This is a genomic window from Arcobacter sp. ISO1 (genome assembly GCF_058105185.1).
In genome coordinates this window covers 2,606,671-2,623,119 of record NZ_CM176573.1, presented here as the reverse complement: position 1 = coordinate 2,623,119, position 16,449 = coordinate 2,606,671, and the positions used below count along the sequence as shown (strand labels likewise).

Here is a 16,449-nt window from a genome sequence, read left to right as displayed (position 1 = left end):
ACTAGCTTATATGGTTTTTATAAACTAGTGCTAAAGCCAACCTATCCTTCACCTTTAATTTTTTAAACAATGAACTGATATATTTTTTTACTGTAACTTCAGCTATATCAAGTGTATTTGCTATTTTACTATTCGTTAAACCTTGTGCTACTAATTCTAAAACTTCTAACTCTTTGATTTTTAAATCTTCAAATATCTTATTGCCTTTGTTTTCGTTTAAAGGTATTGAGTTTATTAAAAACTGCATTAACTCAGGATAAACCCATGTATTACCATTGTTTACAGTTTCTAGTACACTTTCTATAATTGAGATATCACATAAAGAATGAATATATGATTTAAACCCTTTTTTTAGTAAGGCACAACCTTCAATATTGTTTGTAGCGTTTCTTATAGCTATAAATTTACAATTGTAATTATCCAATAACTCTTGATATATTTTATCTGAATCATCAGTATCTAAATGTTGTAAAAATAAGATACTCTCATCTTCTAAAAAATTTAGGTTATAAAAATCTTCATATTTTCCAATTTGAATAATTTCAAATTTAGATGATTTATTTAATTCTTTTATTAAAAAATCTTGTTTTGTAAGTGCTATTATTTTCATATATCAAGTGACCTTACAATTGGTTTTAAAATATAGCTTAAGATTGTTTTCTTGCCGATTAATATATCCGCATCCACAGTCATACCTGGTTTAATTTCAAGCTTTTTGTTATTGTCTAGAAATTTTGTATTGGCTTTTATATGAACAATATAACTCTCTTTTTCTGGGTCTTTTTCATCAATTAAAGTATCTGCAGAGATATAAGATATTTCACCTTCAACTGCACCATATAAAGAGAAGTCATATGGTCTTAGTTTTATTCTAACTTTTTGCCCTTCGTATAAAAAACCTATATCAGCTGGATCAACTTTAATCTCTGCTAACATATATTTTGTATCAGGAACAATTTGGGCCATTACAACTCCTGGTGAAACAGCTTCACCTCTCGTTTTTACATTAATTTTTTTTATAATTCCATTATCTGGAGATTTTATAATTGTTTCTGTTAATTTTTCTTCTAAATATTTCAAATCTTCTTTTACAGTTTTCAAATCATTATATACAACTAAAAGTTCATCTTTAGATTTTGATCTGTAGTCCTCTGTTGTTTCATCTATACTTCTTTCAATCTCTTTAATAGATGACTTTAAAGTTGGTATTGAACCTTTTAAAGTTTTTAAATCAGATTCTACATCATTTTTCTTTCTTTGTAAGTCAAGCAATTCAACTTTTGAAATGATTCTTTCTTCAACTAAAGGTAGTTTTATTTTCATCTCTTTTTGGATTAAATTATAATTATCTTTTGTGATTTTTAAATTTTTATATGCATCACTTAAATCATTTTTTCTTTGTGATAATTGCTCTTTTAATACGCTTATTGAGGATTGAAATTTTTTCTCATTTATTCTAAATAGCTGTACCTCATTTTCCATTATTTTTGGATCATATTTTATAACTTCATTATCTTTTTTAATTTCAGTATTTTCAGCTTGTGCTTTTAATCTTTGAGCTTTTGCAATGAATGTATACATATTATATTTGTTTTTTTCAATTTCACTTTTATAGTTTACATCTGAAAGTTTGAAAAGGATTTCATCTTTTTTTACTTTATTCCCTTCTTTCACAAAGCTTTCTTTTAATATTCCACCGTCAAGTGAAGAGATTGTCTGAATATTTGTACTTGTAATAACTTTTCCATTTGTTTTTACAATATCATCAATTTCAGAAAAATATGACCAAGTCAATAAAAATATGATTGTAAAAGTTATAAGCCATAAAACCTTATGTAAACCACTTGAGGTTTTAAGTAGTATTGCTGAAGAAAATGATGGCATAAATTCTAAGGTTGATTTATCATGTTTCTTTTTTAAAAGGTTTTCTTCATTTACCTTTTTAAGAGTTTTTTCTTTACTTATATCATTACTTGTAATAATAAAACCAATATGTTCCTTGTCATCGTTAAATAGGGGTGTTATGATTGTATCTGTCCAAATTAATGAATCATTGTGAGAACTGTGTTTAATCTCACCTTTCCAAGTAGTCTTTAAACTTTTAGCTTCATTGAATTGGTTATTGAAATTTATAATTGAATCTTTTCTTATTAATAATGTGTAAGGTTTATCAATTAATTCTGATGGTTTATATTTAAATACATTACAAAGACTTGTGCTTACATGTTTAATTGTTCCATCAATATCTGTAAGGGCCAAAATTACATAGTTATCTAACAATTCTCTATTCTGAAAAGTAAAACTTCTTTTCAACTGGTCGTCAAAATCTTTTTTTTCTTCCACTGTGAACCTTAATATTAGATAAAATCTAAGAAATGATTTAAATTAGTTATTATTTTATAAAAATTTATATAAAACTTTGGTAATATATACACCTAATCTTTAGAGTGTAGGGAGAATACAATGAATATTAGAATAAAAAAATTTATTATTTTTCAAATTTTAATGGTTTCTTCTCTTTTTGGATTTTCTATAAAAGATGGTTTTCCATTGGCATTAGAAAATGACATGGATTTTAAAATTAATAAAAACAATTTAAATAATATAAATATTGATAAAAAAATTGCTGATGCATTATTATATCCATCAGTAGATTTCTCTGCAAACGTTGAAGCTAGCAGATTAACACAAGGCAAATTAACTCCCGATAATGAACCTTTAACAAAATCTGACAATTACGAATTGAAATTTACTCAACCTATATTCGATGGTTTTGAATCATCATTTGAAAAAAAACTTCAAGAACAAAAATTTAAATCGGCAGTTTATTACTTAAAAGAGACTCAAGATAGTATTGCACTTAATTATGCAATTGCCTATGTAAATACTTTGAGGGAAAAAGACTTACTAAATCTTAGTAAAGAAAGTTTACAAATTAGTAAAGATATATTTAATAAAGTTTATAAAAAAGTTAATGTTGGATATGGGACAAAATTAGAGTTTGAAGAGGTTAAGGCAAATATGGCTGAAACTCAAGTTAACTTAGATATTCAAAAAATAAATTTAAAAGAAGCAATCGAAAATCTAAAATTGTATGTTCAAAGTGACTTTGATAGTAGTGAACTTGAAAAACCAAATTTAAATATAGAGCTACCAAAAAATGTAAAAGAAGCTTTAGAAATAGCTTATAATAGAAATCCATCGATTAATGTTTCAAAAACAAATGTTTTTGTTGCAAAATTTGAACAACAAAGAGATAAAAAAGATTTTTACCCAAACTTAGATTTAGTTGGTTCATATAACATTAATAATGCTTTATTTAAAGAAAATGATGAAGAATACAATGAATATAAAGTTGGATTTGAAGTTTCATATAATCTATTCAATGGTGGTAAAGATACTCTTAAAAATAAAAAATCTTTACAAAATATAAAAGATAAAGAGCTATTAGTTAAAAAAAGTGAATATCAAGTAAAAACAGACTTAAGACTTGCATGGAATACTTATAAACTAAATAATGAAAAACAAGATAGTTTAAAACAATATTTAATAGTAAAAAAAGATGTATTAGATGCTACAAATAAAGAGTTTGATTTAGGACTTAAAGATTTAAATACTCTTTTAGAAACTCATATAGAATATGTTGATATTAAAAAAGATTTAATTAGAAACACATATGATTTAATCATTGCAAAATATGAGATATTTAATGCAATGGGCAAATTAAGTGATGTGTTAGAAGATAAATTACCAACTTTAGATAAGATTGATGCTACTGATTTAGTTCAAAACATGCAAAAAGAATTAGATTTTTCATATGATAAAGATGTAAAACACAAACAAAAAAAATTAGCTGTAATAAATAAAAACAAAAAAGTAATTTCAAAAGTTAAATATGAAAAACCAATAAAAAAGGTTTCTTTTCAAAATGTTAATTATGAAAAAGTAAATACAAATTTTGAAAAAAATATTACACACACAATAGAAAATCAGTTTAAAGAAAAGTTTTTAAATGCTTCAAAAAATAAATATACAATCAATCTTGCCTTATCTGATTCTAAAATAAAAGCTCAAAGATTGTTAGATAGATATGATTTAAATGACAATGCCTTTTTCTTTAGTTTTAGAAAAGTAAACCCATTACAAAAAATTATGATGGGAATTTATGATACTAAACAAGAAGCTAAGAAAGCCTTATCTAAACTTCACAAAAATTTAAAAAGAAACAGACCTATTATAGAAAAAATTGCTATTAAACAAAAACTTTATGATAAATATCATAGTAAAAATGAGCTAATTAAACAAAATATAAAAATAGTAAAACCTACTCCTGTAATGAATAAACCTATAATAAGAAAAGTTGTTTTTTCTACTATTGAACCAGCTAAAAATAAAGTTAAAAAATTTCAATATAACAGTTTTAAAGATAAGTTTTTAAATGCTTCAAAAAATAAATATACTATTAATTTAGCATATTCAGATTCTGAAAAAAAAGCTCAAGCTTTATTAGACAGATATGGTTTATCAAATAATGGTTTCTTTTTCAAATTTAGATATGAAAATCCTTTACAAAAAATAATGCTTGGAGTATTTGACTCTAAAGCTGAGGCTTTAAAAGCTATGGCTTCTTTACCTAAAGGTTTAAAATCAAATAGACCAAGAGTGGAAAAAGTTTCAATTAAGCAGGCTTTATTTCATAAATATAATAAAAATTATTCTACTAATCTTGGGAGTATATAATTTAAATGCCACAAAATGATAATATTGATTTTAACTCTATAAAAGAGTACAACCGAGAAAATTCAATTCTTGATACCCTTACAATATATTGTAAAATGAATGGGAGACCTTATTCAAAGGAATCTTTAATTGCAGGTTTACCTATTGAAACAGGAAGAAATACTCCTATTTTATTTTCTAAATCTAACTCTAAATCACTTTTTTCAAGGGCTGCTTTAAAAGCAGGCTTTAAAACTAAGGTTTTAAGAGCTAAATTATATGATATCAATCCTCTAACTTTGCCTTGTATATTATTACTAGATAATAAAAAAGACAAAGATGAACTTGAATCATGTATTCTTTTAGGTTTTGATGAAGAGTACAAAAATGCTAAAGTGATTTTCCCTGAAGCTCCTGAAGTAGAAAGTTTAGTTCCAATTGAAGAATTAGAAAAAAGATATTTTGGGTTTAGTATACTTCTTAAAAAAGAGCTTGATTTTAAAGAAGATAAGACATCTCTATCAATAAAAGAAAGCCACTGGTTATGGGGAAGTATAAAGATTGTAAGAAATGTTTATAGAGATGTAATTATCGCTTCTTTACTAATCAATCTTTTTGTTCTTTCTACGCCACTTTTTACAATGAATGTTTATGATAGAGTTATTCCTAATAATGCAGTTGATACCCTTTGGATTTTTGCAATTGGGGTTGTCTTTATTTATGGTATTGATATAGCCTTAAAATTTTTGCGTTCTTATTTTCTGGAAACTGCAGCTAAAAAAACTGATATTATCGCTTCTTCAATTATTTTTGAAAAAGTTTTAGATTTAAAAATGTCATCGGTTCCAAATTCTGTTGGTTCTTTAGCAAATATTTTAAAAGAGTTTGAGAGTATTAGGGGATTTTTAACATCTTCAACAATTGCTTTATTGATTGATGTTCCATTTATTTTTATCTTCTTACTTGCAATTTATTTTATTGGTGGAGCCTTAGTAATAGTACCTATTGCAATTATTATCATTATTTTAATCTATACATATTATTCAAAAATAAAATTAGCAAATAGTATCAAAGAATCATATGATGCAGGTTCAAATAAAAATGGTGTATTAATTGAAAGTTTATCTTCTATAGAAACTATTAAATCTTTAGGGGCAACTGGATATTCACAATGGAGATGGGAAGAAGCTACATCAAAAATTGCAGACAAAAGTATTAATACAAAAATGATATCTTCTTCAATTACAACAGTAACTTCATTTTTAGTTCAGTTAAATACTGTTGCACTTGTAATAATGGGAACATATTTAATTATTGATAATAACCTTACAATGGGGGGATTAATTGCTACAATTATAATCTCTTCAAGAGCTATCTCACCAATGGGACAAGTCTCATCACTGTTATCAACATTTCAACATACAAAAACTACATATGAAGCCTTAAATGATATTATGAATTTACCTGTAGAACACCCTCAAGGTAAGAAATTTGTAACAAGGCCTGAATATAAAGGTAAAATTGATTTTAGAAATGTAAACTTTACGTACCCAAATGCTGATAAAGAGACTTTAAGTAATATCTCTTTTAGTGTAGAATCAGGAGAAAAAGTTGCAATTATTGGTAAAATTGGTTCAGGAAAAACAACTATTCAAAAACTACTAGTTTCTTTATATCATCCAAATGAAGGTTCTATTTTAATTGACAATATAGATATTAAACAGTTAGACCCCTCTGAGCTTAGAAAAAATATTGCATATGTATCTCAAGATGTTTTACTTTTTGATGGTACAGTAAAAGAGAATATTGTTTATAGAACACCAAATATTGATGATGAAAAAATACTTGAAGCTGCTAAAATCAGTGGTGTATTAGATTTTGTTAATAAGCATCCAAAAGGTTTTGATATGCCTGTTGGCGAAAGGGGTTCTTTCCTTTCTGGTGGACAAAAACAAGCAATAGCTATTGCTAGATCTATTTTACTACCTTATCCAATTGTACTATTTGATGAACCAACAAGTTCTATGGATACATCTTCTGAAAATAGATTTATAAATAGTATTAGAAACTACCAACAAAATAAAACTGTTATTTTGGTTACCCATAAAACATCACTTCTAAGACTTGTTGATAGAATTATTGTGGTTGAAGATGGACAAATCATCTTAGATGGTAAAAAAGATATTATTATCAATAAGCTAAATAATAAAAAATAAGACTTTAAATCTCTTCTCTATAATTAGAAGGTTGACTGTATTAGTTGACCTTCCTTAAAAAAATAATTTATACCAAAGTATACTTTACAAGATAAAATAATTTTTATAATATAGTCATAATAATTTGTGTAAAAGGATTTATTATGGCAATTGCAAGAATTACAGATATTAGAGGTCTTGTTTCCTTGGAAAATGGTACTTCAGAAGAAATATTAAAAAACAAAGATGTAATATCAGAACATGGTGGTTTATTAACAATTAGTGAGTTTGCAAATATTGTTTTTGATGATGGAAGAGAAATTGAAGTAACTGGGCCTGTAACTTTCAATTTAGATTCAAGCTTTTTTAATGAAATCACATTTGAAGATTCAATAACCCAGATAAGTGATTTTGCAAGTTTAGATTATATAAATAATGAATTAGAAGAAAATATAATTGAACCTCAAACAGAAGATTCTACATTAGAACAAAATAATGCAGCTATTAATATTCAAACAGAACAAATAGATACACAATTAAATAATCAAAACACTGAATTAGTAGAAGAAAATGATTCAGAATTTACACAAACACAAAGTACTATTGAATTTGAAGATGATAATGAAGAGGAACCTGTATTAGAAAATGAGACTAATGAAGTTCCAATTGCCAATTCAGAAGTTAACGAATTAAATGAAGACACAATTATAAATGGGCAGATTGATTTTTTTGACCCTGATGGAACAGCAACAGTATCAGTAGATGGAGATAGTCCAACAGGATTAACATTAAATCCAGATGGAACATATGAGTTTGATTCAAGTAGCTATGATAGTTTAGCAGAGGGTGAAAGACAAGTAATAGAAGTACCATTAACAGTTACTGATAATAATGGTGCAACAACAACTACAACATTAACAATCACTGTAACTGGTACAAATGATGCAGCAACAGTAAGTAGCGCAACAGCAAACTTAATAGAAACAGATACAGCACTAACTACAAGTGGAACACTGATAAGTACAGATGTAGATAACGCAGATAATACCTTTATAGCAAATACAATAGTAGGTTCAAATGGAACATTTACAATAGATGAAAATGGAAACTGGGATTTTACAGCAAACTCAGCATTTAATGAGTTAAACACTGGAAGTACTTTAAGTGAAACATTTACAGTATCAAGTATAGATGGTACAGAATCAACAATAACAGTAAATATAACTGGAACAGCAGATGATACAGTGACAGTAGCAGATACAGCAAGAGTAGATGAAGATTCATCAGTAAATATAGATGTATTAGCAAATGATACAGATGTAGATGGAGTAGTATCACCAGTATCAAGTGTAACAGATGGAGCACATGGAACAGTTTCAATTAATGATGATGGAACAGTAAAATATACACCAGATGCAGATTATAATGGAACAGATACCTTTACATATACAAATGAAGATGGAACACAAACAAGTGTAACTGTAACAGTAGATCCAACAGCAGATGATACAGTGACAGTAGCAGATACAGCAAGAGTAGATGAAGATTCATCAGTAAATATAGATGTATTAGCAAATGATACAGATGTAGATGGAGTAGTATCACCAGTATCAAGTGTAACAGATGGAGCACATGGAACAGTTTCAATTAATGATGATGGAACAGTAAAATATACACCAGATGCAGATTATAATGGAACAGATACCTTTACATATACAAATGAAGATGGAACACAAACAAGTGTAACTGTAACAGTAGATCCAACAGCAGATGATACAGTGACAGTAGCAGATACAGCAAGAGTAGATGAAGATTCATCAGTAAATATAGATGTATTAGCAAATGATACAGATGTAGATGGAGTAGTATCACCAGTATCAAGTGTAACAGATGGAGCACATGGAACAGTTTCAATTAATGATGATGGAACAGTAAAATATACACCAGATGCAGATTATAATGGAACAGATACCTTTACATATACAAATGAAGATGGAACACAAACAAGTGTAACTGTAACAGTAGATCCAACAGCAGATGATACAGTGACAGTAGCAGATACAGCAAGAGTAGATGAAGATTCATCAGTAAATATAGATGTATTAGCAAATGATACAGATGTAGATGGAGTAGTATCACCAGTATCAAGTGTAACAGATGGAGCACATGGAACAGTTTCAATTAATGATGATGGAACAGTAAAATATACACCAGATGCAGATTATAATGGAACAGATACCTTTACATATACAAATGAAGATGGAACACAAACAAGTGTAACTGTAACAGTAGATCCAACAGCAGATGATACAGTGACAGTAGCAGATACAGCAAGAGTAGATGAAGATTCATCAGTAAATATAGATGTATTAGCAAATGATACAGATGTAGATGGAGTAGTATCACCAGTATCAAGTGTAACAGATGGAGCACATGGAACAGTTTCAATTAATGATGATGGAACAGTAAAATATACACCAGATGCAGATTATAATGGAACAGATACCTTTACATATACAAATGAAGATGGAACACAAACAAGTGTAACTGTAACAGTAGATCCAACAGCAGATGATACAGTGACAGTAGCAGATACAGCAAGAGTAGATGAAGATTCATCAGTAAATATAGATGTATTAGCAAATGATACAGATGTAGATGGAGTAGTATCACCAGTATCAAGTGTAACAGATGGAGCACATGGAACAGTTTCAATTAATGATGATGGAACAGTAAAATATACACCAGATGCAGATTATAATGGAACAGATACCTTTACATATACAAATGAAGATGGAACACAAACAAGTGTAACTGTAACAGTAGATCCAACAGCAGATGATACAGTGACAGTAGCAGATACAGCAAGAGTAGATGAAGATTCATCAGTAAATATAGATGTATTAGCAAATGATACAGATGTAGATGGAGTAGTATCACCAGTATCAAGTGTAACAGATGGAGCACATGGAACAGTTTCAATTAATGATGATGGAACAGTAAAATATACACCAGATGCAGATTATAATGGAACAGATACCTTTACATATACAAATGAAGATGGAACACAAACAAGTGTAACTGTAACAGTAGATCCAACAGCAGATGATACAGTGACAGTAGCAGATACAGCAAGAGTAGATGAAGATTCATCAGTAAATATAGATGTATTAGCAAATGATACAGATGTAGATGGAGTAGTATCACCAGTATCAAGTGTAACAGATGGAGCACATGGAACAGTTTCAATTAATGATGATGGAACAGTAAAATATACACCAGATGCAGATTATAATGGAACAGATACCTTTACATATACAAATGAAGATGGAACACAAACAAGTGTAACTGTAACAGTAGATCCAACAGCAGATGATACAGTGACAGTAGCAGATACAGCAAGAGTAGATGAAGATTCATCAGTAAATATAGATGTATTAGCAAATGATACAGATGTAGATGGAGTAGTATCACCAGTATCAAGTGTAACAGATGGAGCACATGGAACAGTTTCAATTAATGATGATGGAACAGTAAAATATACACCAGATGCAGATTATAATGGAACAGATACCTTTACATATACAAATGAAGATGGAACACAAACAAGTGTAACTGTAACAGTAGATCCAACAGCAGATGATACAGTGACAGTAGCAGATACAGCAAGAGTAGATGAAGATTCATCAGTAAATATAGATGTATTAGCAAATGATACAGATGTAGATGGAGTAGTATCACCAGTATCAAGTGTAACAGATGGAGCACATGGAACAGTTTCAATTAATGATGATGGAACAGTAAAATATACACCAGATGCAGATTATAATGGAACAGATACCTTTACATATACAAATGAAGATGGAACACAAACAAGTGTAACTGTAACAGTAGATCCAACAGCAGATGATACAGTGACAGTAGCAGATACAGCAAGAGTAGATGAAGATTCATCAGTAAATATAGATGTATTAGCAAATGATACAGATGTAGATGGAGTAGTATCACCAGTATCAAGTGTAACAGATGGAGCACATGGAACAGTTTCAATTAATGATGATGGAACAGTAAAATATACACCAGATGCAGATTATAATGGAACAGATACCTTTACATATACAAATGAAGATGGAACACAAACAAGTGTAACTGTAACAGTAGATCCAACAGCAGATGATACAGTGACAGTAGCAGATACAGCAAGAGTAGATGAAGATTCATCAGTAAATATAGATGTATTAGCAAATGATACAGATGTAGATGGAGTAGTATCACCAGTATCAAGTGTAACAGATGGAGCACATGGAACAGTTTCAATTAATGATGATGGAACAGTAAAATATACACCAGATGCAGATTATAATGGAACAGATACCTTTACATATACAAATGAAGATGGAACACAAACAAGTGTAACTGTAACAGTAGATCCAACAGCAGATGATACAGTGACAGTAGCAGATACAGCAAGAGTAGATGAAGATTCATCAGTAAATATAGATGTATTAGCAAATGATACAGATGTAGATGGAGTAGTATCACCAGTATCAAGTGTAACAGATGGAGCACATGGAACAGTTTCAATTAATGATGATGGAACAGTAAAATATACACCAGATGCAGATTATAATGGAACAGATACCTTTACATATACAAATGAAGATGGAACACAAACAAGTGTAACTGTAACAGTAGATCCAACAGCAGATGATACAGTGACAGTAGCAGATACAGCAAGAGTAGATGAAGATTCATCAGTAAATATAGATGTATTAGCAAATGATACAGATGTAGATGGAGTAGTATCACCAGTATCAAGTGTAACAGATGGAGCACATGGAACAGTTTCAATTAATGATGATGGAACAGTAAAATATACACCAGATGCAGATTATAATGGAACAGATACCTTTACATATACAAATGAAGATGGAACACAAACAAGTGTAACTGTAACAGTAGATCCAACAGCAGATGATACAGTGACAGTAGCAGATACAGCAAGAGTAGATGAAGATTCATCAGTAAATATAGATGTATTAGCAAATGATACAGATGTAGATGGAGTAGTATCACCAGTATCAAGTGTAACAGATGGAGCACATGGAACAGTTTCAATTAATGATGATGGAACAGTAAAATATACACCAGATGCAGATTATAATGGAACAGATACCTTTACATATACAAATGAAGATGGAACACAAACAAGTGTAACTGTAACAGTAGATCCAACAGCAGATGATACAGTGACAGTAGCAGATACAGCAAGAGTAGATGAAGATTCATCAGTAAATATAGATGTATTAGCAAATGATACAGATGTAGATGGAGTAGTATCACCAGTATCAAGTGTAACAGATGGAGCACATGGAACAGTTTCAATTAATGATGATGGAACAGTAAAATATACACCAGATGCAGATTATAATGGAACAGATACCTTTACATATACAAATGAAGATGGAACACAAACAAGTGTAACTGTAACAGTAGATCCAACAGCAGATGATACAGTGACAGTAGCAGATACAGCAAGAGTAGATGAAGATTCATCAGTAAATATAGATGTATTAGCAAATGATACAGATGTAGATGGAGTAGTATCACCAGTATCAAGTGTAACAGATGGAGCACATGGAACAGTTTCAATTAATGATGATGGAACAGTAAAATATACACCAGATGCAGATTATAATGGAACAGATACCTTTACATATACAAATGAAGATGGAACACAAACAAGTGTAACTGTAACAGTAGATCCAACAGCAGATGATACAGTGACAGTAGCAGATACAGCAAGAGTAGATGAAGATTCATCAGTAAATATAGATGTATTAGCAAATGATACAGATGTAGATGGAGTAGTATCACCAGTATCAAGTGTAACAGATGGAGCACATGGAACAGTTTCAATTAATGATGATGGAACAGTAAAATATACACCAGATGCAGATTATAATGGAACAGATACCTTTACATATACAAATGAAGATGGAACACAAACAAGTGTAACTGTAACAGTAGATCCAACAGCAGATGATACAGTGACAGTAGCAGATACAGCAAGAGTAGATGAAGATTCATCAGTAAATATAGATGTATTAGCAAATGATACAGATGTAGATGGAGTAGTATCACCAGTATCAAGTGTAACAGATGGAGCACATGGAACAGTTTCAATTAATGATGATGGAACAGTAAAATATACACCAGATGCAGATTATAATGGAACAGATACCTTTACATATACAAATGAAGATGGAACACAAACAAGTGTAACTGTAACAGTAGATCCAACAGCAGATGATACAGTGACAGTAGCAGATACAGCAAGAGTAGATGAAGATTCATCAGTAAATATAGATGTATTAGCAAATGATACAGATGTAGATGGAGTAGTATCACCAGTATCAAGTGTAACAGATGGAGCACATGGAACAGTTTCAATTAATGATGATGGAACAGTAAAATATACACCAGATGCAGATTATAATGGAACAGATACCTTTACATATACAAATGAAGATGGAACACAAACAAGTGTAACTGTAAATGTTAATGCAGTAAATGATGATATGACTGGCTTTGAGATGAATACAGTTAATAACTTCATTGAAGATTCAACATCTGCAGGAGATACAGTAACAACAGTAAAAACTGCACCAAATGATGTAGATGGTGGAGATATTACATACTCAATTTCAGATACAACAAACTATGCAATTAATGAAACAACAGGTGAAGTAACATTAACAGAAACTGGTGCTAATTTAGTAAATGCAGGTAATCAACTTCCAGTATTTAATGTAACAGCAACAAGTGCAGGAGTAGATGGTTCAAGCCAAACTGTTCAAAACTTAGATCCAGCAGTTACAACAGTAAATGATGTTGCTGTTGTTGAAAATGTTGATCTTGGTTCAACAAATGAAGACACATCGATTATATTTACACAGGAGCAATTGCTACAAAATGCAAGTGATGAAGATGGAGATACTTTAACAGTGACTTCTGTTGGGATTGATGCATCATATGGAAATATTACAGATAACGGTGATGGAACATATACATTCAACCCAACTGTTGATTTTAGTGGAGATAACTTACCAATCAACTTTACAGTTAGTGATGGTACTGTAACTACTAATGCAACTGCAACAATCGATGTTGCAGCAGTTGCAGATGCTCCAACTATCAATTTAGAAATAACCCAAGATACTCAAATCAATATTACTAATGTTCATGATGATTTTCTAGGAACAACAATTAGTGCATATGATCCTGAGGGAAATAGTGCTGAACTTGCAGTTATTCAAGGAACTGATCATGATGGTATTGGTGTTGCAGGAGATACAAGTGGTGATGCACATAATACTGAATTAGGATACGATGATACTTATGGATCTGAAACAATTGTACTTGATCTTGATAACTATGCAACTAATGTTGATGTTGCATTTGCTTGGCAAAATTCAGGTGAAACTGTTGTTGTAGAGTTTAAGAAAGATGGTCAAACTGTAGGGACAAGAGTAATTGAAGGTGGTTCAGATGGTGTTGATGCAATCACTTCTCTTACAGCAGACAATGGAGAAATATTTGACCAAGTTGTTTTCTCTGCACAAGGTTCTAATGATGATTATTTAATTCACTCAATAAAAATTGACCAAGTAGCAACAGATGACGATGGAAATATTATTGGAAATGTAGATTATATAAATATATCTTCAGCCTTAGCTGATACGGATGGAAGTGAATCTTTACAAGTAGTACTTGATGGAATTCCAAATGGTGTTATTATAGGTGGTGTTGAAGTTACTGATGGAACATATAGCTTCGATGTAGATGGAACAAGTTTTGATGGATCAATTTCTATGATAGTTCCTAATTCTGTAACAGAAGATTTTACAATCAATGCCACTGCAATAGCAACAGATGGAACAAATACAAATAGTTCAAGTACAACAGTTGATGTAGAAGTAGCAAGTGTTGATGATGGGGATATTTTATTTACTGATGATTTCACAGATAGTGGAGAAGGATGGACTTATTCAGGTGATGCAGAAAGAATTAATGGTGAAGTAAAACTTGAAAATGATACTACAATAAGTAAGACTTTTGATTTTGGTGCAGAAAATGCAGGTAAAACTGTAACTATCTCTTTTGATGCAGATGCAGGCGCTGGATGGGATGAATCACCTAGTTTACTTAATCTTCTTGACAAAGATTATTTTACAGTGAAAGCTAATGGATCAACATATATAGATAGAGATTCAACGATTGATTCATCATATAATTTTACAACAACAGTTGGAACTGATGGTACTATCAAATTAGAAATGATTACTGATGCTGGATTATGGGAATCTATGACAATTGATAATATTGTAATTAAAGCTTCAGGAGATGATTGGGTTCAAAGTAATGATTTACTATCTGCTCAATTAGTTGATGGTATCGTAGAAGGTGCTTATTATGAAACTTCTTCAGGCGTAACAGGATACACAGATGAAAATGGTAACTTTAACTTTAGAGAAGGGGATTCTGTAACATTTAGTGTTGGGGGAGTAGTTTTAGGTACTGCAACAGCAGAAGATATCGCTTCAGGTCAAACTTTCTTACAAGATATAGCTGATGTAGATAGAACAGATTTAAATGATGAGTACCTAGAAAACATGGCAGTATTCTTACAATCTATTGACACAGCAGATAGTGGTGATGATATTGTTATTACACAAGCTATGAGAGATGCCCTTGCTGACGTGACAATAGACCTTACAACTGCAACAGAAGAGGAAATTAAATCTTTAATTGAATCAATCGGTGGAAATTATGTAGGTGAAGATGCAGCTATGGTTCATGTTCAAGAAATGCTTCAAGAGTATGCAGGTATAGATGAATCTGAATTTGATGAAAGAATAGATGATGATACATTAAGTGCAACATTAGGAAAAGAACCACAAGCAGGAATTGAGTTTACAACTTCTTCAGGAGTTTCTGGAACTACAAATGATGATGGAAGTTTCTTCTACAATGAAGGGGATGAAATCACATTTACAAAAGATGGGGAAGTATTATCAACAATAGATTCAAATGCTATTGGTGATGATTCATTAATTACATTTAATGAAATAGAAAGTTTAAATCAAACAGAAATAGACTTTGATAATCTTGAACTTGATTTTGATAATTTAAATGAGATTACAGATAGTGAAGATGCTACAGTTTACGAAAAAGATGAGTCTTTAGAAGATAAAGAAATCGCTATGGAAGATATGCTTACAAGTGAAGATTCAGATTCTTCTTTATCAACTTTACTAGGTGAGACTGAAGAAGATAGAAATATCACTTCTCTTGATGAACTTAAAACAGAAGAAACAACTACTCAAGATGATGGGAATGATGAGTATTGTCCATTTAAAGCTTTAGAAGAGAGTTCTGGAAATCTTATTTCAAATATTGAAGCAGATGATACAACAGATATAGATGATCATAATTCATAAAAAGAAACCCTATGAAAATAGGGTTTCTTAAG

The 16,449-nt window shown here is 30.3% G+C and carries 5 protein-coding genes; 3 read left to right on the top strand and 2 right to left on the bottom strand.

Going from position 1 to position 16,449, the window contains the following annotated elements; genetic code table 11:
* Position 1 precedes the first annotated feature (1 nt).
* Together AC2TY9_RS12920 and AC2TY9_RS12915 are read right to left on the bottom strand one after the other, a co-directional pair.
* The gene (locus tag AC2TY9_RS12920; RefSeq protein ID WP_489777925.1) at positions 2–610 is read right to left on the bottom strand and encodes a response regulator transcription factor; all 609 of its coding nucleotides are present in this window, start codon (positions 608–610) and stop codon (positions 2–4) included.
* A complete protein-coding gene (locus AC2TY9_RS12915; protein WP_489777924.1) occupies positions 607–2,343 on the bottom strand; it encodes an HlyD family type I secretion periplasmic adaptor subunit in 1,737 nt (578 codons plus the stop codon). Before AC2TY9_RS12915 ends, AC2TY9_RS12920 begins: the two co-directional genes overlap by 4 nt.
* Before the next feature lie 120 nt (positions 2,344–2,463).
* Between AC2TY9_RS12915 and AC2TY9_RS12910 the strand changes: the two genes are divergently transcribed.
* From AC2TY9_RS12910 to AC2TY9_RS12900, 3 genes are all read left to right on the top strand, one after another.
* A complete protein-coding gene (locus tag AC2TY9_RS12910; RefSeq protein WP_489777923.1) occupies positions 2,464–4,740 on the top strand; it encodes a TolC family protein in 2,277 nt (758 codons plus the stop codon).
* 5 nt (positions 4,741–4,745) lie between these two features.
* Positions 4,746–6,935, top strand: a complete 2,190-nt coding sequence (locus AC2TY9_RS12905) for a type I secretion system permease/ATPase (RefSeq protein ID WP_489777922.1) — start codon at positions 4,746–4,748, stop codon at positions 6,933–6,935.
* A gap of 143 nt (positions 6,936–7,078) precedes the next feature.
* The gene (locus AC2TY9_RS12900; protein ID WP_489777921.1) at positions 7,079–16,417 is read left to right on the top strand and encodes an Ig-like domain-containing protein; all 9,339 of its coding nucleotides are present in this window, start codon (positions 7,079–7,081) and stop codon (positions 16,415–16,417) included.
* Positions 16,418–16,449: the final 32 nt, after the last annotated feature.